This window comes from Escherichia sp. GZ89, assembly GCF_019366485.1.
Taxonomy (GTDB): domain Bacteria; phylum Pseudomonadota; class Gammaproteobacteria; order Enterobacterales; family Enterobacteriaceae; genus Escherichia; species Escherichia fergusonii.
Genome location: NZ_JAEOHX010000002.1, coordinates 290,702 through 311,686, shown reverse-complemented (window position 1 = coordinate 311,686; position 20,985 = coordinate 290,702). Strand labels below are relative to the sequence as shown.

The following is a 20,985-nucleotide window of genomic DNA, read 5'->3' as shown; positions in this document are numbered from 1 at the left end:
AAATGATAAATTAGATCTTGCCGGATGCTTCTCGTTCCGCAACTTCTTTGTCGAGTTCAGCAATCTTTTGTTCCATCAGTGAACGGCAGTAAGCCGCCAGTTCACGAACCTGATCTTTCCCATACTGGCTGACATCCACTGGCGGTAGCATCTCAACGATAACTAAACCGTTATTCAGTCGGTTAAGATTAATCTTATTCGAAGTTGTCGAAATACACACGGGAATAATCGGTACACCGGCGGCAATTGCGGCATGAAACGCGCCAGTTTTAAATGGCAGCAAACCACGTCCACGGCTACGTGTACCTTCCGGGAACATCCAGATTGAAATACGGCGTTTTTTAAAGTGATTCACGACTTCTGCAATCGTGCCGTGCGCTTTGGCGCGGTTGTTGCGATCAATCAGCAAGTTACCGGTTAACCAGTAGAGCTGCCCAAAGAAAGGGATCCACAGCAAACTTTTTTTACCAACAGTGACGGTAGGCGGCTGCACGATATTCGATGCCGTGACCATGTCGTAATTATTCTGATGGTTAGCAATGTAGATGGCATTACCGTAATTCTCTGCGTCTGCAGGTTTACGGCACTCCACTTTCAGACCAAATAAAGGGGCAAGGCGACCAAACATATGACCGAAAGTGGCGACGTGCTTCGGATTGCGCGGGCTGAAAAGGCAATAAATTGAACCAAATACACAAACCAGAATACTGTAAATTACGGTAATAATAAGACGAAAAATATATAGCATAACAACCTCTGAAGGCCTAAGAGCCTGGCATTCTACGTCACCTGAAATCAGGTTAGGGCATTGTTAAATGGCTCTACGAAAAGCGTATTGTTAATCGCAACGCATGAATAAACAACGGTTTCAAGGGAATTTTTCTTGTTCATCCTGTCTGGACAGGTTGTGGTAACCCCAGACTGGAAAGATGCTTACGCCGCTGATCAGTACCCTGCCTCTGCAAACTGACAGGGTTTACTAAATCAGCGGCGTTGTACTTACTCTTCGCTGTCGCCGCTACTGGCCTGACGAGGCGAATCAATTTCAATGCGGTCAATACGCTGCAAACCACGCATGAGCGTACCACGACGACCACGCTCACCTGTCACTTTCTGCAACTCTTCCGGGCGCAGTTTGATTTTGCGTTTGCCAACATGAATAGTCAGCGTGCTTTGTGGTGGCATGACGTAAAGATGTGCCAGGCCATCTTCCCCACGCGCCGCTTCCGCAGATGGAATATTGATGATCTTATTCCCCTTCCCTTTCGACAACTGCGGTAAGTCACTAACCGGGAACATCAGCATACGGCCTGCGTGAGTAATTGCCAGAAGCATGTCAGTTTCACTTCTAATGACAAGCGGAGGCATAACGCGCGCATTTTCTGGCAATGTAATCATTGCCTTGCCGGTGCGGTTACGCGCCACCAGATCATTAAAGGTGCAAACGAAGCCGTAACCAGCATCTGAAGCCATCAGCAGTTTTTGATCGTCGCTTTCCATCAGCATGTGATCAATAGTCGCGCCAGGGGGGAGTGTCAGTTTACCGGTTACGGGTTCACCCTGACCACGGGCGGAAGGTAGTGTGATCGGATCAATGGCGTAGCTACGTCCGGTTGAGTCAACAAACACCACCGGTTGGTTGCTCTTACCTTTCACTGCCGCTTTGTAGCTGTCACCTGCTTTGTAGCTCAAGCCTGGAGCATCAATATCGTGCCCCTTAGCGCTACGCACCCAGCCCATCTGTGACAACACAATCGTTACCGGTTCAGACGGCAGCATATCGTGCTCGCTCATTGCTTTTGCTTCTTCACGCTCATGCAACGGTGAACGACGATCATCGCCATAGGCGTCAGCATCGGCCTGTAACTCTTTTTTCAACAGAGTGTTCATTTTGCGTTCGGAAGCCAGAATACCCTGCAGCTGGTCGCGTTCTTTTTCCAGCTCGCTCTGCTCACCGCGAATTTTCATCTCTTCCAGTTTGGCAAGATGACGCAATTTCAGTTCGAGGATCGCTTCCGCCTGAGTTTCAGTCAGCCCAAAACGCGACATGAGTGCCGGTTTAGGTTCATCTTCGTTACGAATGATCTCAATGACTTCGTCGATATTGAGAAACGCCACCAGCAAACCTTCAAGGATATGCAGGCGTTTAAGCACTTTCTCCAGACGATAATTCAGGCGACGACGCACAGTATCGCGACGGAAAGCCAGCCATTCGGTGAGGATCTCCAGCAGGTTTTTCACCGCCGGGCGACCATCCAGGCCAATCATATTCAGGTTGATGCGATAGCTTTTTTCCAGATCCGTAGTGGCAAACAGGTGATTCATGACCTGCTCCATATCTACACGGTTGGAGCGCGGCACAATCACCAAACGGGTCGGGTTTTCGTGATCTGACTCGTCGCGCAGATCATCTACCATCGGCAGCTTTTTGTTACGCATTTGCGCGGCGATCTGTTCCAGCACTCGTGCACCAGAAACCTGATGGGGCAATGCAGTAATCACCACCGCACCATCTTCTTTCTTCCAGACTGCACGCATACGCACCGAACCACGACCGTTTTCGTAGATTTTGCGGATCTCTGCACGCGAGGTAATGATCTCCGCCTCTGTGGGATAATCCGGTCCCTGGACGATATCCAGCAGCTGTTCGAGCGTGGTTTTAGGCTCTTCAATCAAAGTGATTGCTGCTTTTGCCACTTCGCGCAGGTTATGCGGCGGAATATCTGTCGCCATCCCCACCGCAATACCGGTAGTACCGTTCAACAGAATATTCGGCAGGCGCGCAGGCAACATTTTCGGTTCCTGCAACGTGCCATCGAAGTTTGGCACCCAGTCTGCGGTACCCTGCCCCAGTTCACTGAGCAGCAGTTCAGAATATTTCGACAGACGAGATTCGGTATAACGCATTGCCGCGAAAGATTTCGGATCGTCTGGTGCCCCCCAGTTTCCCTGACCGTCAACCAGTGGATAACGGTAAGAGAAAGGTTGTGCCATTAATACCATCGCTTCATAGCAGGCACTGTCGCCATGCGGATGGTATTTACCCAGAACGTCACCGACAGTACGGGCAGATTTTTTAAATTTGGCGCTGGCATTCAGCCCCAGTTCTGACATCGCATAAACAATACGACGCTGAACAGGTTTCAAACCATCACCAATGAAAGGCAACGCCCTGTCCATGATGACGTACATGGAGTAATTCAGATAGGCGTTTTCCGTGAATTCATGCAGCGCAAGGCGCTCTGCCATATCGCTCATTAATTGTGATTCCTCAACTCAAAAGCCCGCTGTTTAAGAGGCAATATTGCCGCCGATAGTACCTTATCTGCCGCGTTGAGTCACAAAGAAAAGGGCCGCGATGGCGGCCCTGGCTGGGTTTATTTATCAAATTTACTGATTTGCTTAACGTCAATTTCGACGGAGTTCCAGTCTTTATCAACCTCGCCCCGAATCTCGACTTTATCTTGCGGAGTGACTGTTACGCCATTCCAGCGTTTATGGTCGATATCGACATTAATCGTGCCGGTATTATCTTTGAACAGATAGAGATCATCAGATATACGCTCTACGATATTACCGCGAAGCGTCACCCAGGTATCATCACGCATAGATTTTGCGGCTTCTACCGTTGTTACGCTGCCGTCAGGACCCACAAAACCACCGGTCTGGCTTTTCGTTGTTGACGGGCCAGAAAAACCGCCCTGTTCAGCGGCCAGAACAGGCGCAGAGCATAGCGCCATCACGGTGAAAAGTGCTGCCAGTTTCTTCATCTTACTTTCTCCCTTTGATATCGCTTTCCAACCATTAAATAAGATAGTCCTTAACAACATCTTAAGGGGAAAAAAGAAAATTTTTTGCTGTACAGCTGGCGTTACAAGGCGTTTTACTTGGTGCCATTGAAGTTTGGTGCGGGAGTAGCGATGCGAATTTTACTTATCGAAGACGATCGTTTGATTGGCGACGGCATTAAAACGGGCTTAATTAAAATGGGATTCAGTGTTGACTGGTTTACCGGGGGGCGCGAGGGCAAAGAGGCGCTTTATAGTGCCCCCTATGACGCAGTCATTCTTGATCTAACCTTACCGGGTATAGATGGGCGCGATATTCTGCGGGAGTGGCGGGAAAACGGTAAACGGGAACCGGTACTGATTCTCACCGCTCGGGATGCGCTGGCTGAACGGGTTGAAGGTCTGCGTCTGGGAGCTGATGACTATTTATGCAAGCCTTTTGCGCTGATTGAAGTCGCCGCTCGACTGGAAGCCCTGATCCGTCGAGCCAGCGGCCAGGCCAGCAATGAACTGCACCACGGAAAGGTCATTCTCGACCCGGGTAAAAGGGTTGCAACGCTTGCAGGCGAACCACTCCCCCTGAAGCCGAAAGAATTTGCCCTGCTGGAACTGTTGATGCGTAACGTCGGAAGGGTACTGCCACGTAAATTGATTGAAGAAAAACTCTATACCTGGGATGAAGAAGTGACCAGTAATGCCGTAGAAGTCCATATTCATCACCTGCGGCGTAAACTCGGCAGCGGGTTTATCCGCACTGTTCATGGTATTGGTTACACGTTAGGTGAGGCATGAAATTCACACAACGCCTTAGCCTGCGCATCAGGCTGACACTTATTTTTTTAATTCTGGCTTCCATGACCTGGCTTGTTTCTGGCTTTATTGCCTGGAAGCTGACCGCTGATAACGTTGACGAGCTATTTGATACCCAACAAATGCTGTTTGCAAAACGGCTTATCGCATTAGATATCAATGAACTACGCGCTTCCGAGCGTATCGCACAAACACCCAAAAAATTCAAACATGGTCATATTGATGACGATGTGCTGGCTTTCGCTGTTTTCACCCGTGACGGAAAAATGGTGATGAATGATGGTGACAATGGGCGATACATTCCCTACAGCTATCATCGGGAAGGCTTTGATGATGGACAATTGACGAACGATGACGATAGCTGGCGTTTTATCTGGCTGACTTCTGCTGACGGAAAATACCGCATTGTGGTGGGTCAGGAGTGGGAATATCGGGAAGAGATGGCACTGGGGATTGTGCTGGCGCAATTAGTACCGTGGCTGGTGGCCCTGCCATTAATGCTGCTTATATTACTGTTTGCCCTCGGTCGTGAGCTGAAACCACTACAAAAATTAGCTGCGGCTCTGCGTTTGCGTGACCCGGAGTCTGCCCAACCACTCGACACAACCGGTGTACCATGGGAAGTACGTCCCCTGGTTGACTCACTAAACCAACTTTTTGCTCGTATACATACTGTTATGGTACGCGAGCGACGATTTACATCCGATGCCGCCCATGAACTGCGTAGCCCTTTAACAGCGCTAAAAGTGCAAACCGAAGTGGCGCAACTTTCCGTGGACGATCCGCAAGTCCGAGACAAAGCGCTGATGCAGCTGCATGAAGGGATCGAGCGTGCAACTCGTTTGGTGGATCAGTTGTTAACGCTTTCTCGTCTGGACTCACTGGACAATCTTCAGGATGTAGCAGAAATCTCTTTTGATGACCTGCTGCAATCAGCAGTAATGGATATTTACCATACTGCTCAACAGGCACAAATTGATGTACGTCTGGCACTCAACGCTCAGGGCATCATACGAACGGGGCAGCCTCTGCTGCTCAGCCTGCTGGTACGAAATTTGCTGGATAACGCGGTTCGCTATAGCCCACCGGGTAGCATGGTGGAAGTCACTCTCAATACGCACAGTTTTACGGTGAAAGACAACGGTCCCGGCGTGTCAGAGGAAGCACTGGAGCATATTGGTGAACGCTTTTATCGCCCACCTGGACAAACAGCTACCGGCAGTGGGCTGGGGCTTTCGATTGTCCGCCGGATCGCCAGACTGCACGGCCTTCAGGTCACTTTTGGTAATGCGGAACAGGGTGGGTTTGAAGCGAAGGTGAGTTGGAAAACTTGAGATTTTTGCCAAATCTGCAAAAGACTTTGCACATTTTGCCAATTTTACCGACGCGCCAGCTGGCGTAATATGATCCTCAAACGTTTCTTTCGAGGATAAAAAATGAGCAATATTTTAATTATCAATGGGGCGAAGAAATTCGCTCACTCCAATGGTCAACTGAATGACACCCTGACCGAAGTCGCGGATGGCACGCTGCGCGACCTCGGACATGATGTCCGCATCGTTCGCGCCGAGAGCGACTACGATGTAAAAGCCGAAGTACAAAACTTTCTCTGGGCTGATGTGGTGATCTGGCAGATGCCAGGCTGGTGGATGGGCGCACCGTGGACGGTGAAGAAATATATCGATGATGTGTTCACCGAAGGTCACGGCACGCTGTATGCCAGCGATGGTCGTACTCGTAAAGATCCGTCGAAAAAATACGGCTCCGGCGGCCTGGTGCAGGGCAAAAAATATATGCTTTCCCTGACCTGGAACGCACCAATGGAAGCCTTCACAGAGAAAGACCAATTCTTCCACGGCGTCGGCGTTGACGGCGTGTATCTGCCGTTCCATAAAGCTAACCAATTCCTGGGTATGGAGCCGCTGCCGACATTTATCGCCAATGACGTGATTAAAATGCCTGATGTTCCACGCTACGTAGAAGAATATCGCAAGCATCTTACGGAAATTTTTGCTTAACTAAGAGCCTGGATTAAGAAGGAGTTAACCATGTTTACAGTAATTGCTGAAATCCGTACTCGTCCTGGCCAACATCATCGCCAGGCTGTACTGGACCAGTTCGCAAAAATCGTTCCAGTGGTATTGCAGGAAGAAGGTTGTCACGGTTATGCGCCGATGGTGGATCATGCGGCAGGCGTTAGTTTTCAGACTGTCGCACCAGATTCCATCGTAATGATTGAGCAGTGGGAAAGCGTTGCCCATCTTGAGGCGCATCTGCAAACCCCGCATATGAAGGCGTACAACGAAGCCGTAAAAGGTGACGTACTGGAAACCAATATTCGTATTTTGCAGTCCGGGATTTAATCCTGATCGCTTTGCCCGGCCACTCTGACCGGGCAATGATCTTTTCTTTAAACTTCAATCTCCGCCATGTCGCCTTTTTCCTGTAACCAGTTGCGACGATCTTCTGAACGTTTCTTCGCCAGCAACATATCCATCATCGCGTCAGTACGCTGATCATCTTCATCATCGATAGTCAACTGCACCAGACGGCGAGTATTCGGATCAAGCGTGGTTTCGCGCAATTGCATCGGGTTCATTTCCCCCAGACCTTTAAAACGCTGAACGTTCGGCTTGCCTTTCTTGCGTTTTAATTGCTCGAGCACGCCCTCTTTCTCTTCTTCTGTCAGCGCGTAATAAACCTCTTTTCCAAGGTCAATACGGTAGAGCGGTGGCAGAGCAACGTAAACGTGACCGTGTTTCACCAACGTGCGGAAGTGTTTTACAAACAGTGCGCAAAGCAGCGTGGCAATGTGTAGACCATCGGAGTCCGCATCCGCGAGGATACAGATCTTACCGTAACGCAGCTGGCTGAGATCGTCACTATCAGGATCGATACCGATCGCTACCGAAATATCGTGCACTTCCTGCGAAGCAAGCACTTCATCAGAAGAGACTTCCCAGGTGTTAAGGATCTTACCTTTCAACGGCATGATCGCCTGATATTCACGATCGCGCGCCTGCTTGGCAGATCCGCCTGCGGAGTCACCTTCGACGAGGAACAGTTCGGTACGATTAAGATCCTGCGCAGTACAGTCAGCCAGTTTGCCAGGCAGTGCCGGGCCGCTGGTCAGCTTTTTACGCACAACCTTCTTCGCCGCACGCATACGACGCTGGGCGCTGGAGATCGCCATTTCTGCCAACAGCTCAGCCGCCTGCACATTCTGGTTTAGCCACAAACTGAAGGCATCTTTCACCACACCAGAAACAAACGCGGCACATTGACGTGACGAGAGACGTTCTTTGGTTTGCCCGGCAAACTGCGGGTCCTGCATTTTCACTGATAGCACGTAAGCGCAGCGATCCCAGATGTCTTCCGCCGACAACTTCACACCACGCGGCAGGATATTGCGGTATTCACAAAACTCACGCATCGCATCCAGAAGGCCCTGACGCAAACCATTAACATGGGTACCGCCCTGCATGGTGGGGATCAGGTTGACGTAGCTTTCTGTCAGCAGTTCTCCGCCTTCCGGCAACCATAACAATGCCCAGTCCACGGCTTCCGTTTCACCCGAAAAATTACCAATAAACGGTTTTTCCGGCAGTGTCGGTAAGCCATTTACCGCTTCCGCCAGGTAGTCATTCAGGCCGTCCTGATAGCACCAGCGTTGTTCGGTGTTGTTGATTTCATCTTTAAAGGTGATCTCAACACCAGGGCAGAGCACCGCTTTGGCTTTCAGGACATGTGTCAGGCGCGAAACAGAAAAGCGTGGGCTGTCAAAGAAGGTCTCATCCGGCCAGAAGTGCACGCTGGTGCCGGTATTGCGTTTACCACAGGTGCCAACAACTTGCAGATCCTGCACCTTTTCGCCGTTCTCAAACGCGATGTTGTAGACCTGACCATCGCGGCGCACGTTGACTTCTACGCGCTTCGACAGGGCGTTAACCACCGAGATCCCCACGCCGTGAAGACCACCGGAGAACTGGTAGTTTTTGTTAGAAAACTTACCGCCCGCGTGCAGACGGCAGAGAATCAATTCGACCGCCGGCACACCCTCTTCCGGGTGAATATCCACCGGCATCCCACGACCATCGTCAATAACTTCTAACGACTGGTCAGCATGTAAAATTACGTCCACGCGTTTTGCGTGACCCGCCAGTGCTTCATCCACACTGTTATCAATAACTTCTTGCCCTAAATGGTTTGGGCGAGTGGTATCGGTATACATCCCCGGGCGGCGGCGTACCGGCTCAAGCCCGGTGAGTACCTCAATGGCATCAGCGTTATAAGTTTGCGTCATGGTTTAAGTTAGCAATTCGAGTTGATCGTCAGAAATTATGCAGTCCAAGAAAATCGACGATCGGGTTGAAATAATCTTCGAAGCCCGTGAATGCGTGGTTACCGCCTTCAATCACCGTCTGGCGGCAGGAGGCGTAATACGCAACTGCCTGGCGGTAATCCAGCACTTCATCTCCCGTCTGTTGCAGTAGCCAGATCAAATCTGGCGCCTCCAGCGGGTCAATCTGCATGACTTTAAGATCGTAAATATGGCGTGACTCTAGCACATATTGCTGCCCCGTGTAGGGGTTCTCGTTTTGACCAAGGTAGTCGGTCAGCAGCTCAAACGGCTTAACTGCCGGGTTTACCACCACTGCCGGTAGCATAAAACATTGCGACAACCAGGTCGCATAATATCCGCCTAAAGAGGAACCGACGATCCCCAGCGAATCGCCGCCATGCTCCAGAACGATTGACTCCAGCAGTTCAGCTGCATCGGAAGGATATGGCGGCAGCTGCGGAATAATCATCTCTACGTCAGGGTGATGTTCCGCCAGCCAGTTTTTCAACAAGCTCGCTTTCGCAGAACGCGGCGAACTGTTGAAACCGTGTAAATAAAGAAGCGTAGACATCAGTAGCCTTCTGAAGCGGTATCAGGTTGAAAGCGGGTATCTGACAAACGATGCACCTGCGTAGTCAACGTACCATCAGCGTGCAATTCCAGTGTACGCCAGCCCGGCGCAATGGTGTCCAGGGTAAAGTTGGAGCAGTGCGGTTTGAACTGTACGCAGGTTGATGGCGTTGCCAGCAGACGACGACCATTCCAGTCGAGATCCAGTTCCTGATGGATATGGCCGCATAGCAGGTATTTGACGTGGGGAAAATTCGCCAACACGTTATCTAACTCGCCCGCATTACGCAGGCTATGCTGATCAAGCCAGCTACAACCCGCAGGCAATGGATGGTGATGTAACAGCAGTAATGTGTGACGCTGCGGGGCATCTGCGAGTTTTTTCTCCAGCCATTCAAGCTGGAAATCACTCAGTTCGCCATGCGGCACGCCAAATACCTGGCTATCAAGCAACAGGATTTGCCAATGTTCACCAATAAATACGCGCTTCGCCGGAGAGATACCTGCATCCTGTAACGCGCTGTACATCGCGGGTTGAAAATCATGGTTGCCGGGCAACCAAACGCAAGGCGCACGGAAGCTTGCGATGCCTTCAGCAAAGTGCTGATAGGCCGCAGAGGTTTGATCCTGCGCCAAATCACCTGTTGCAACGATCAGATCGTATTCATGCTGTTGAGCATGAATCGCCTCCAGCACGGCCTGATAGCTTTCCCAGGTATTCACCCCCAACAGGGTTTCGTGCTTCTGCGCAAACAGGTGAGTATCGGTAATTTGTAAGATCCTTACAGTGGCCTCACCAGCCAAAGGAAGGGTTAACAGGCTTTCCAAATGGTGTCCTTAGGTTTCACGACGCTAATAAACCGGAATCGCCATCGCTCCATGTGCTAAACAGTATCTTAGCCAATCCGCTAAAAACTGATTAATTTGATGCTTTTCGTCGCGTTGATGCAACTTTTTATTGGGATAATCATACCGCGCTTTGAAGCGAAAAATCTGCTGACTCGAACACACTTCAGCCACCATCGCATCATGATACAGACGCACCGTCATTGACGGAAGACTCCAGTAACTGATTGCTGGCGCAGTCTGTTCTATTGTCACCAGCGTAGTGTATCGGGTCGATTCAACAATCGTTAGCCGATATTGTGCGTTTGCCACCTGATAGCTTACTGTTTCACCGGGTGCGTCGTTGCGCGGCAACAAACGGCGTAATTGCGAAAAGTTAGTCTCGCAAAGACGCATCATTTCAGGAAAGTCAGGTGTGTAACGCTTCATTATTTCCACTCGTTTTTTAACTCTTGATGATGCAGCTGCAACCATTGCAAAGCGATGACAGACGCTGCGTTGTCGATTTTCCCCTCTTCTACCCACTGGTATGCCTGTTCCCGGCTTACCACATGAACACGAATATCTTCGTTTTCATCTGCCAGACCGTGTATCCCACTGGCGGTCGTGGCGTCCACTTCCCCCACCATAATAGATGAGCGCTCGCTGGTGCCGCCGGGGCTTGCTAAAAAGCTTAACACCGGTTTGGTGCGTTTAACTTCCAGCCCCGCTTCTTCTATTGCTTCCCGGCGGGCAACATCTTCCACGCTTTCGCCTTCTTCAATCATCCCGGCAACCATTTCCAGTAACCACGGCGTTTCGCTGGTGTCGTATGCCGCAATTCGTATCTGCTCAACTAACACAACTTCATCGCGGACAGGGTCAAAGGGTAGCAAGACTGCAGCATGACCGCGCTCAAAAATTTCCCGGCGAACTTCCTGACTCATTTCCCCGTTGAATAGACGATGGCGAAATCTATAAAGATCTAATGAAAAAAAACCGCGATAAAGCGTTTCTCGTGCAATAATTTCTACATCATTTTTGCCAAAAGTTACGGGCTGACTGTCTGGCTTAAGCATGGTTAATGTCCTGGCACTAATAGTGAATAAAATGTGAATTTCAGCGACGTTTGACTGCTGTTTGAGCAGTCATGTGTTAAATTGATGCACATTAACGCCCGATGGCACTTAACGCCAACCTTTTGCGGTGGCGGGTTCTGCTAGAATCCGCAATAATTTTACAATTTGATCAGCGCTAAATACTGCTTCACCACAAGGAATGCAAATGAAGAAATTGCTCCCCATCCTTATCGGCCTGAGCCTGTCGGGGTTCAGTGCTTTAAGCCAGGCCGAGAACCTGATGCAAGTTTATCAGCAAGCACGCCTGAGCAACCCAGAATTGCGTAAGTCTGCCGCCGATCGTGACGCTGCATTCGAAAAAATTAATGAAGCGCGTAGCCCTTTACTCCCGCAACTGGGTTTAGGTGCCGATTATACCTACAGCAATGGCTACCGTGATGCGAACGGCATTAACTCTAACGCGACCAGTGCTTCCCTGCAGTTAACTCAATCCATTTTTGATATGTCGAAATGGCGTGCGTTAACGTTGCAGGAAAAAGCAGCCGGTATTCAGGACGTCACTTACCAGACCGATCAGCAAACGCTGATCCTCAACACGGCTACAGCCTATTTCAACGTGTTGAATGCGATTGACGTGCTTTCTTATACTCAGGCACAAAAAGAAGCGATCTATCGTCAGTTGGATCAAACGACTCAGCGTTTTAACGTGGGCCTGGTGGCGATCACCGATGTGCAGAACGCCCGTGCGCAGTACGATACTGTGCTGGCGAATGAAGTTACCGCACGTAATAACCTCGATAACGCTGTAGAGCAACTTCGTCAGATTACCGGTAATTACTACCCGGAACTGGCAGCGTTAAATATCGACAATTTCAAAACTGACAAGCCGCAGCCGGTCAATGCTCTGCTGAAAGAAGCCGAAAAACGTAACCTGTCACTGTTGCAGGCACGTTTGAGCCAGGACCTGGCCCGTGAGCAAATTCGTCAGGCACAAGACGGTCACTTACCGACTCTGGATTTAACGGCTTCTACCGGGATCTCTGACACATCTTATAGCGGTTCGAAAACCCGTGGTGCGAACAGCGCCCAATATGACGACAGCAATATGGGCCAGAATAAAGTTGGCCTGAGCTTCTCGCTACCGATTTATCAGGGCGGGATGGTTAACTCGCAGGTTAAACAGGCGCAGTACAACTTTGTCGGTGCCAGTGAGCAACTGGAAAGCGCACATCGTAGCGTCGTGCAAACCGTGCGTTCCTCCTTCAACAACATTAATGCCTCTATCAGTAGCATTAATGCTTACAAACAAGCAGTTGTCTCCGCCCAAAGCTCTTTAGATGCGATGGAAGCGGGCTACTCGGTCGGTACGCGTACCATTGTTGATGTGTTGGATGCGACCACCACGCTGTATAACGCCAAGCAGCAACTGGCAAATGCACGTTATAACTACCTGATTAACCAGCTTAATATTAAGTCTGCACTGGGTACGTTAAACGAGCAGGATCTGATTGCGCTGAACAATGCGCTGAGCAAACCGGTTTCCACTAACCCGGAAAATGTTGCACCGCAAACGCCGGAACAAAATGCTATCGCTGATGGTTACGCGCCTGATAGCCCTGCACCAGTTGTTCAGCAAACGTCTGTACGCACCAGCAACGGAAACAATCCTTTCCGTAACTGATGATGGCGGGGTTTCAGCCCCGCCTGAACGTAAGGCAACGTAAAGATGCGCCTGTTGTGGCGCATTCTTCATCCTTCTCGCTTCAATTTCGACCGACCATCCTCTATCCTGAGAAATATTTACCACTGGTCCCGGAAGACAAAAATGAAACGGACAAAATCCATACGTCACGCATCGTTCCGCAAAAACTGGAGCGCACGCCATTTGACACCTGTCGCTCTCGCTGTTGCCACTGTTTTTATGCTGGCGGGCTGTGAAAAGAGTGATGAGACAGTGTCTCTGTATCAAAACGCTGATGATTGTTCAGCTGCAAACCCAGGCAAAAGCGCAGAATGTACCACCGCGTACAACAATGCGCTGAAAGAAGCCGAACGTACTGCGCCGAAATACGCCACCCGTGAAGACTGTGTTGCCGAATTTGGCGAAGGTCAGTGCCAGCAGGCACCTGCTCAGGCAGGTATGGCACCAGAAAATCAGGCGCAGGCCCAGCAATCCAGCGGTAGCTTCTGGATGCCGCTGATGGCAGGTTACATGATGGGGCGTCTGATGGGCGGCGGCGCTGGTTTTGCGCAGCAACCGCTGTTCTCCTCGAAGAACCCTGCCAGCCCGGCTTATGGTAAATATACCGACGCGACCGGTAAAAACTATGGCGCTGCCCAGCCAGGCCGCACCATGACCGTACCAAAAACGGCCATGGCACCGAAACCTGCAACGACCACGACGGTTACACGTGGTGGCTTTGGTGAGTCTGTTGCCAAACAGAGCACCATGCAACGTAGTGCAACGGGCTCGACTTCACGTTCGATGGGCGGCTAATTCAGATGGAAAGAGTCAGTATTACCGAACGCCCGGACTGGCGTGAAAAAGCCCATGAATACGGTTTTAATTTTCACACCATGTATGGTGAACCTTACTGGTGTGAAGATGCTTATTACAAACTCACTCTTGCCCAGGTTGAAAAACTGGAAGATGTGACGGCTGAACTGCACCAGATGTGCCTGAAAGTGGTGGAAAAAGTGATCGCCAGCGATGAGCTGATGACTAAATTCCGCATTCCAAAACACACCTGGAGTTTTGTGCGCCAGTCATGGCTGACTCACCAGCCATCGCTTTATTCGCGTCTTGATCTGGCGTGGGATGGCACAGGCGAACCTAAGCTTCTGGAGAATAACGCTGATACGCCAACTTCTCTGTATGAAGCGGCATTCTTTCAGTGGATCTGGCTGGAAGACCAGCTTAACGCTGGCAACCTGCCGGAAGGCTGTGACCAGTTCAATAGCCTGCAAGAGAAGTTGATAGATCGCTTTGCCGAGTTACGGGAGCAATATGGATTCCAGTTGCTGCATCTGACCTGTTGCCGCGATACGGTGGAAGACCGGGGAACCATTCAATATCTGCAGGATTGTGCAGCTGAAGCAGACATCGCTACCGAATTTCTCTATATCGAAGATATTGGTCTGGGCGAGAAAGGTCAGTTCACGGATTTGCAGGATCAGGTTATCTCTAACCTGTTTAAGCTCTATCCGTGGGAATATATGCTACGTGAAATGTTCTCTACCAAGCTGGAAGATGCTGGCGTACGTTGGCTGGAACCGGCATGGAAGAGCATAATCTCCAACAAGGCGCTTCTGCCGCTGCTGTGGGAGATGTTCCCAAATCACCCGAACCTGCTGCCAGCCTACTTTGCGGAAGATGATCACCCGCAAATGGATAAATTTGTCGTTAAACCTATTTTCTCTCGTGAAGGGGCGAACGTCTCTATCATTGAAAATGGCAAAACGATCGAGTCGGTAGAAGGTCCATACGGTGAAGAAGGAATGATTGTTCAGCAATTCCATCCTCTGCCGAAATTTGGCGATAGTTATATGCTAATTGGCAGTTGGCTGATTAATGATCAACCTGCTGGCATTGGTATTCGGGAAGACCGGGCGCTGATTACTCAAGATTTGTCCCGTTTCTATCCCCACATTTTTGTCGAATAAAGGCACTCCTCTACTGACACAGCATATACAGCTTGAAGTATGAAGACCAAAGTTGCCCTGATTATCAGGGCAACGTCATATATTGCAGAAATGATAACTCCACTCAATATATCTCAGCATACATATCTCACTTTTATTTAACATTAATAAACAATTTAATGTCAATTTGTCATATGCAACCATTTTTGCAATTAAAACAACTCAAGAATTCATCGTTTATCATATTGATTTAATTGATAAAAACACATCACAAACAAATTGGCAATTACTGTAATAATTAAAAAACATTGTTATTTTGATCACACTAAACAATATTGAATATTGTTCTTGAAATAGTGCCAACCTACTATCCTCTGAAAATAAAAATATGTTTCAGCAATACGCAAACCATTAAAAAAAAGAAAAGAGTATTGCTTTTCATTATAAACACTCATTCATTCACAAAAACTATTAATTCGCTCCAACTAAACAGTAGATATTCATAATTATTATATATTTTGCGTTATATAAGGAGATATATCCATGTTTGATAAATATAGAAAAACACTGGTAGCCGGAACAGTGGCATTAACCTTAGGTTTGTCTGCAACAGGCGTGATGGCTGCTGGTTTTAAACCTGCACCTCCAGCCGGGCAGCTAGGTGCTGTAATCGTCGATCCCTACGGCAATGCTCCTCTTACCGCACTGGTTGATTTAGACAGCCATGTCATTTCTGATGTAAAAGTTACCGTACACGGCAAGGGCGAAAAAGGTGTACCAATTACCTATACCGTAGGTAAAGAGTCGCTGAAAACTTATGACGGTGTACCGATTTTTGGTCTGTACCAAAAATTTGCTAACAAAGTGACCGTAGAGTGGAAAGAAAATGGCAAAGCCATGAAAGATGATTATGTTGTGCATACTTCTGCCATCGTAAACAATTATATGGATAGCCGCTCACTGACCGACCTGCAAACGACTAAAGTCGTTAAAGTCGCTCCAGGCTTTGAAGACCGTCTATACCTCGTTAATACCCATACCTTTACCGCTCAAGGTTCTGATCTCCACTGGCACGGTGAAAAAGATAAAAACGCGGGCATCCTTGATGCAGGTCCGGCAACGGGTGCACTACCATTTGATATCGCACCGTTTACCTTCATTGTTGATACCGAAGGTGAATATCGCTGGTGGCTGGATCAAGACACCTTCTACGATGGACGCGACCGTAATATCAACAAACGTGGTTATCTGATGGGTATCCGTGAAACACCACGTGGCACCTTTACCGCCGTTCAGGGCCAGCACTGGTATGAGTTCGATATGATGGGCCAGGTGCTGGAAGACCACAAATTACCTCGTGGTTACGCTGATGCTACCCATGAATCTGTAGAAACACCAAATGGCACTGTGTTGCTGCGTGTTGGCAAGAGCAACTATCGTCGTGATGACGGCGTACACGTAACTACCATTCGTGATCATATTCTTGAAGTTGATAAGTCAGGTCGTGTTGTCGATGTGTGGGATCTGACAAAAATTCTGGATCCGAAGCGTGATGCTCTGCTCGGTGCGCTGGATGCTGGTGCCGTTTGTGTAAACGTAGACCTGAACCATGCAGGCCAACAAGCAAAACTGGAGCCTGATACTCCGTTCGGTGATGCATTAGGTGTAGGTCCTGGCCGTAACTGGGCACACGTCAACTCCATTGCTTATGATGCTAAAGACGACTCAATCATCCTCTCCTCCCGTCACCAGGGTGTTGTGAAAATTGGTCGTGATAAACAAGTTAAATGGATCCTGGCACCAAGCAAAGGCTGGGAAAAACCGCTGGCCAGCAAACTGCTGAAACCTGTTGACGCCAACGGTAAACCAATCACTTGTGATGAAAACGGTAAGTGCGAAAACTCCGATTTCGACTTTACCTATACCCAGCATACCGCATGGATTTCCAGCAAAGGTACACTCACCATCTTTGATAACGGTGACGGTCGCCACCTGGAACAACCAGCCTTACCGACCATGAAATATTCACGTTTTGTTGAATATAAGATTGATGAGAAGAAAGGCACCGTCCAGCAGGTTTGGGAATACGGTAAAGAGCGCGGCTACGACTTCTATAGCCCGATCACTTCTATCATCGAATATCAGGCTGACCGCGACACCATGTTCGGCTTTGGTGGTTCAATTCACCTGTTCGACGTCGGCCAGCCGACAGTCGGTAAGCTGAATGAAATCGATTACAAAACCAAAGAGGTCAAAGTGGAAATCGACGTGATGTCTGATAAAGCTAACCAGACTCACTACCGTGCACTGTTAGTACGTCCACAACAGATGTTTAAATAATCAGAGGGAACATAAATGTCAAAAAAATGGATTTCATCACTGTTTAAAAGCGTGCTGTTGACCGCTGCGCTGGCAGTGCCTTTTACCGCTTCTGCTTTCACCGAAGGCACGGATTATATGGTTCTGGAAAAACCAATTCCGAATGCTGATAAAACGCTGATCAAAGTGTTCAGCTACGCGTGCCCATTCTGCTACAAGTACGACAAAGCAGTTACTGGCCCGGTATCTGAGAAAGTGAAAGATCTGGTCGCCTTTACCCCTTTCCATCTGGAAACCAAAGGTGAATACGGCAAACAAGCGAGCGAAGTCTTTGCCGTATTGATTGCTAAAGACCAGGCAGCAGGTATCTCTCTGTTTGATGCAAAATCGCAGTTTAAGAAAGCCAAATTTGCTTACTACGCAGCTTATCACGACAAAAAAGAGCGCTGGTCTGACGGTAAAGATCCGGCAGCCTTTATCAAAACAGGTCTTGACGCTGCAGGTATGAGTCAGGCTGATTTTGAAGCTGCTCTGAAAGAGCCAGCTGTTCAGGAAACACTGGAAAAATGGAAAGCATCTTACGATGTTGCCAAAATCCAGGGTGTTCCGGCATATGTTGTTAATGGTAAGTACTTGATTTACACCAAGAGCATCAAATCCATTGACACTATGGCTGACCTTATCCGTGAGTTAGCAAGCAAATAACAGGGAAACAGGCTATGGGTATCAAGGGAATGTGGAAAGACCTTCGCACTTCACCGGTAGACACTCTGGTGAGATGGCAAGAGCAACGCTTCTTATGGTTGTTAATGGCTGTTGCGATGGGCGCGCTGATTATCCTGGCGCACTCTTTCTTCCAGATCTATCTCTACATGGCGCCGTGTGAACAGTGTGTTTACATCCGCTACGCCATGTTTGTGATGGTTATTGGAGGATTGGTTGCGGCGATCAACCCGAAAAACATCGTCCTCAAGCTGATTGGATGCGTTATGGCATTCTACGGCAGTATTATGGGACTTAAGTTTTCGTTCAAACTGAATGATATCCACCACGCGGTGCATAACCCGGATCCGGATTCACTGTTTGGCGTACAGGGTTGCTCGACCGATCCAACTTTCCCCTTTAACCTGCCGCTGGCACAGTGGGCGCCGAACTGGTTTAAACCTACCGGGGATTGTGGTTATGACGCACCCATCGTTCCCGATGGCGTCACACTGAGCAGTACTCAGCAATGGTTTGTTGACCTTTATCAGCAATCCGAAGGTTGGTATCTGCTGCCGCCGTGGCACTTTATGAACATGGCTCAGTCTTGTATGTTGGCGTTTGGTCTCTGCCTGTTACTGCTGCTGGTAATGAGTGGTGCATGGGGACTTAAGCTGGTAAGAAGGTAAGTAATGTAAACCGAAGCCAGGCTTCTGGCTTCGGTTTTATTCATTGCTTAGCCAATCTGTACTGACAACATACTCAGACTTCCCATTTCAATCCCCTCTACCGGAATCGTCACTGCTTCTTCTCCATCCCAGCTTCCCAGCATATACAGTAATGGCAGGTAATGTTCTGGCGTCGGATTAGATAAAACACCACTTTTATGTTCGAGATAATTTACCAACGGATGCTCTGCTGTTGGCCCTTTCCATGTCAGATTGGCTTTCACAAAATCACTGAACGATACCGCCCATGGATAAGGTGATTCATCGCCATGCCATTTGGCAGTTCGCAGATTATGAACCACATTACCGCTGGCAATCAGCATAATTCCTTCGTCACGCAATGCAGCCAACTTACGCCCTATTTCAAAATGCCATGCAGCAGGTTTCGTGCTATCGATACTCAATTGCACCATCGGGATATCGGCATTTGGGTACATTTTTATCAGCACGCCCCAGGAACCATGGTCAAATCCCCATGCTTCAAGGTCAAGCGTAACAGGAGTCGGAGCCAGCAGCGCTACCAATTGCTGTGCCAGTGCAGGCGAACCGGGGGCGGGATAATGAGTTTCGTAAAGTGCCTGGGGAAAACCACCAAAGTCATGGATTGTCGGCGGCATTTCCATCGCGGTAACTCCCGTTCCACGAGTAAACCAGTGTGCTGAAACAACGACTATGGCTTTCGGACGTGGCAATGTCTCCCCCAGACGCTGCCATGCCTGGGTGTAGCGATTATTCTGTAAAACGTTCATTGGGCTACCGTGTCCCAAAAACAAAGCTGGCATACGCGTTGAAGACATGATGATATCCTTCACTAAAGGTGTCATTTTTGATGTCTTCACCATACGCTGTTTCGGAAAATGAAGAACCCGGATAACAATGATGATCATTATCAGTTATTTTGAAGGTCAGCCGGGCAGCAGATTTATAAGGAGTTTTTTATGTCAGTACCTCTGATTCTGACCTTACTGGCGGGTGCCGCCACCTTTATTGGCGCGTTTTTGGCTGTACTTGGTCAAAAACCGTCTAACCGTGTACTGGCCTTCTCGCTGGGATTCGCGGCAGGTATTATGCTGCTGATCTCTTTAATGGAGATGCTTCCTGCTGCCCTTGCAGTAGAAGGTATGTCGCCAGTATTGGGCTACGGTATGTTTATCATTGGCTTGCTGGGCTACTTTGGTCTAGACCGGATGCTTCCGCACGCCCATCCACAGGATTTAATGCAAAAAACGCAGCAACCTCTGCCGAAATCCATTCGACGTACTGCAATTCTATTAACGCTGGGTATCAGCCTGCATAACTTCCCGGAAGGTATTGCCACATTCGTAACAGCCAGCAGTAACCTTGAGTTGGGTATGGGGATTGCTCTTGCAGTGGCTTTACATAATATTCCTGAAGGGCTGGCAGTTGCCGGACCCGTTTATGCTGCTACAGGTTCTAAACGAACAGCGATTTTCTGGGCAGGCATTTCAGGTATGGCGGAAATTCTCGGTGGCGTACTGGCATGGCTAATTCTAGGCAGTCTGATTTCACCAGTAGTAATGGCTGCCGTAATGGCGGCGGTAGCAGGAATTATGGTGGCACTATCTGTTGATGAGCTAATGCCACTGGCAAAAGAGATAGATCCTAATAATAACCCCAGCTATGGCGTGTTATGCGGGATGTCAGTAATGGGTCTAAGCCTTGTTGTTTTGCAAACCGCAGGCATAGGTTAAACACCACAGATGCAGATGTTGCCCAGTCCAGTGGGCAACATCTGAATATGAAGACAGAAATGTTATTATGACTTTTCAGACAACTCTTCGCCATTGCGATGTTCTAACTTACTACGACCAGCCAGCAGAGCATCTCTGTCTTGCCGAAAGGCTTTGCAGTAACGCTTAAGATGAAGAAAATAGCCGCCAACTAACAGAACGATTAATACAATCCAGTACCAGGCAATAAACATCCTTTTCACCTTCAAAATTTAACAATACTATACATTTAGCGTTAAAATTTCACATATTCATCGTTGAATATATTCATATACTCGCATAATTACCAGACAATTATATGATTTCGATCATAGGAAATGATATATAACTCACCAAAATAGCTTAAAAATCAACCAGAAAAATCATTAATTTATATCCACCAAATAAATATCATCAAAATAAATAAATCGACATTAACCTAAGTTATAA

The 20,985-nt window shown here is 48.7% G+C and carries 21 protein-coding genes; 11 read left to right on the top strand and 10 right to left on the bottom strand.

What is annotated here, in order from left to right; all coding sequences use genetic code 11:
• Nucleotides 1-10 precede the first annotated feature (10 nt).
• The 3 genes from plsC to K0335_RS05810 all read right to left on the bottom strand — a co-directional run bounded on the left by plsC (nucleotide 11) and on the right by K0335_RS05810 (nucleotide 3,770).
• Complete coding sequence (gene plsC, locus K0335_RS05820) at nucleotides 11-748, bottom strand: 1-acylglycerol-3-phosphate O-acyltransferase (protein ID WP_104920276.1); 738 nt, start codon at nucleotides 746-748, stop codon at nucleotides 11-13.
• A 251-nt stretch (nucleotides 749-999) separates the two neighbouring features.
• Nucleotides 1,000-3,258, bottom strand: a complete 2,259-nt coding sequence (gene parC / locus K0335_RS05815; RefSeq protein ID WP_001281867.1) for a DNA topoisomerase IV subunit A — start codon at nucleotides 3,256-3,258, stop codon at nucleotides 1,000-1,002.
• A gap of 119 nt (nucleotides 3,259-3,377) precedes the next feature.
• Nucleotides 3,378-3,770, bottom strand: coding sequence for a YgiW/YdeI family stress tolerance OB fold protein (locus tag K0335_RS05810; RefSeq protein ID WP_000731634.1), 393 nt, complete (start codon nucleotides 3,768-3,770; stop codon nucleotides 3,378-3,380).
• A gap of 150 nt (nucleotides 3,771-3,920) precedes the next feature.
• On the opposite strand from K0335_RS05810, the gene qseB reads away from it, so the two are divergent.
• From qseB to K0335_RS05790, 4 genes are all read left to right on the top strand, one after another.
• Nucleotides 3,921-4,580: a quorum sensing response regulator transcription factor QseB gene (qseB, locus tag K0335_RS05805; protein WP_002431359.1), complete on the top strand. Its 660-nt coding sequence runs from the start codon at nucleotides 3,921-3,923 to the stop codon at nucleotides 4,578-4,580.
• Nucleotides 4,577-5,932, top strand: coding sequence for a quorum sensing histidine kinase QseC (qseC, locus tag K0335_RS05800; RefSeq protein WP_104920275.1), 1,356 nt, complete (start codon nucleotides 4,577-4,579; stop codon nucleotides 5,930-5,932). Before qseB ends, qseC begins: the two co-directional genes overlap by 4 nt.
• 102 nt (nucleotides 5,933-6,034) lie before the next feature.
• On the top strand, nucleotides 6,035-6,616 hold the full coding sequence (gene mdaB / locus K0335_RS05795; protein ID WP_000065442.1) for an NADPH:quinone oxidoreductase MdaB: 582 nt from the start codon (nucleotides 6,035-6,037) through the stop codon (nucleotides 6,614-6,616).
• Nucleotides 6,617-6,646: 30 nt separating this feature from the next.
• Nucleotides 6,647-6,961, top strand: coding sequence for a putative quinol monooxygenase (locus tag K0335_RS05790; RefSeq protein ID WP_104920274.1), 315 nt, complete (start codon nucleotides 6,647-6,649; stop codon nucleotides 6,959-6,961).
• 47 nt (nucleotides 6,962-7,008) lie between these two features.
• Here K0335_RS05790 and parE read toward each other — a convergent pair whose 3' ends face one another.
• Genes parE through nudF form a run of 5 tightly spaced genes read right to left on the bottom strand, consistent with a single transcriptional unit; the run spans nucleotide 7,009 to nucleotide 11,414 of the window.
• Nucleotides 7,009-8,901, bottom strand: coding sequence for a DNA topoisomerase IV subunit B (gene parE / locus K0335_RS05785; protein WP_104917486.1), 1,893 nt, complete (start codon nucleotides 8,899-8,901; stop codon nucleotides 7,009-7,011).
• A gap of 28 nt (nucleotides 8,902-8,929) precedes the next feature.
• The gene (gene yqiA, locus K0335_RS05780; RefSeq protein WP_000105732.1) at nucleotides 8,930-9,511 is read right to left on the bottom strand and encodes an esterase YqiA; all 582 of its coding nucleotides are present in this window, start codon (nucleotides 9,509-9,511) and stop codon (nucleotides 8,930-8,932) included.
• Nucleotides 9,511-10,338, bottom strand: coding sequence for a 3',5'-cyclic-AMP phosphodiesterase (gene cpdA / locus K0335_RS05775; protein WP_000444764.1), 828 nt, complete (start codon nucleotides 10,336-10,338; stop codon nucleotides 9,511-9,513). The genes yqiA and cpdA overlap by 1 nt, the downstream gene beginning before the upstream one ends.
• A gap of 24 nt (nucleotides 10,339-10,362) precedes the next feature.
• On the bottom strand, nucleotides 10,363-10,785 hold the full coding sequence (locus K0335_RS05770; protein WP_000833402.1) for a DUF1249 family protein: 423 nt from the start codon (nucleotides 10,783-10,785) through the stop codon (nucleotides 10,363-10,365).
• Nucleotides 10,785-11,414, bottom strand: coding sequence for an ADP-ribose diphosphatase (gene nudF / locus K0335_RS05765; protein WP_000917196.1), 630 nt, complete (start codon nucleotides 11,412-11,414; stop codon nucleotides 10,785-10,787). Before nudF ends, K0335_RS05770 begins: the two co-directional genes overlap by 1 nt.
• A gap of 205 nt (nucleotides 11,415-11,619) precedes the next feature.
• Here nudF and tolC point away from each other — a divergent pair, with 205 nt between their 5' ends.
• The 6 genes from tolC to dsbI all read left to right on the top strand — a co-directional run bounded on the left by tolC (nucleotide 11,620) and on the right by dsbI (nucleotide 18,766).
• Complete coding sequence (tolC, locus tag K0335_RS05760) at nucleotides 11,620-13,095, top strand: outer membrane channel protein TolC (RefSeq protein ID WP_000735267.1); 1,476 nt, start codon at nucleotides 11,620-11,622, stop codon at nucleotides 13,093-13,095.
• Nucleotides 13,096-13,239: 144 nt separating this feature from the next.
• Nucleotides 13,240-13,911, top strand: coding sequence for a DUF1190 family protein (locus tag K0335_RS05755; protein WP_000831540.1), 672 nt, complete (start codon nucleotides 13,240-13,242; stop codon nucleotides 13,909-13,911).
• A 5-nt stretch (nucleotides 13,912-13,916) separates the two neighbouring features.
• Nucleotides 13,917-15,077, top strand: a complete 1,161-nt coding sequence (locus K0335_RS05750) for a glutathionylspermidine synthase family protein (RefSeq protein ID WP_160193714.1) — start codon at nucleotides 13,917-13,919, stop codon at nucleotides 15,075-15,077.
• Nucleotides 15,078-15,599: 522 nt separating this feature from the next.
• Nucleotides 15,600-17,396 (top strand): aryl-sulfate sulfotransferase, encoded by a 1,797-nt coding sequence (locus K0335_RS05745; RefSeq protein WP_000459875.1) that lies wholly within the window; start codon nucleotides 15,600-15,602, stop codon nucleotides 17,394-17,396.
• Between the two features lie 15 nt (nucleotides 17,397-17,411).
• Nucleotides 17,412-18,080, top strand: coding sequence for a thiol:disulfide interchange protein DsbA/DsbL (locus tag K0335_RS05740; RefSeq protein WP_000039664.1), 669 nt, complete (start codon nucleotides 17,412-17,414; stop codon nucleotides 18,078-18,080).
• A 14-nt stretch (nucleotides 18,081-18,094) separates the two neighbouring features.
• A complete protein-coding gene (gene dsbI, locus K0335_RS05735; RefSeq protein ID WP_000511503.1) occupies nucleotides 18,095-18,766 on the top strand; it encodes a protein-disulfide oxidoreductase DsbI in 672 nt (223 codons plus the stop codon).
• 47 nt (nucleotides 18,767-18,813) lie between these two features.
• Here the strand turns inward: dsbI and ygiD are convergent, their stop codons facing one another.
• Nucleotides 18,814-19,602: a 4,5-DOPA dioxygenase extradiol gene (ygiD, locus tag K0335_RS05730; protein ID WP_219393764.1), complete on the bottom strand. Its 789-nt coding sequence runs from the start codon at nucleotides 19,600-19,602 to the stop codon at nucleotides 18,814-18,816.
• A 141-nt stretch (nucleotides 19,603-19,743) separates the two neighbouring features.
• Here ygiD and zupT point away from each other — a divergent pair, with 141 nt between their 5' ends.
• Nucleotides 19,744-20,517 (top strand): zinc transporter ZupT, encoded by a 774-nt coding sequence (gene zupT / locus K0335_RS05725; protein ID WP_000115867.1) that lies wholly within the window; start codon nucleotides 19,744-19,746, stop codon nucleotides 20,515-20,517.
• A 65-nt stretch (nucleotides 20,518-20,582) separates the two neighbouring features.
• Here zupT and K0335_RS05720 read toward each other — a convergent pair whose 3' ends face one another.
• Nucleotides 20,583-20,750, bottom strand: coding sequence for a hypothetical protein (locus tag K0335_RS05720; protein ID WP_002431356.1), 168 nt, complete (start codon nucleotides 20,748-20,750; stop codon nucleotides 20,583-20,585).
• Nucleotides 20,751-20,985 lie beyond the last annotated feature (235 nt).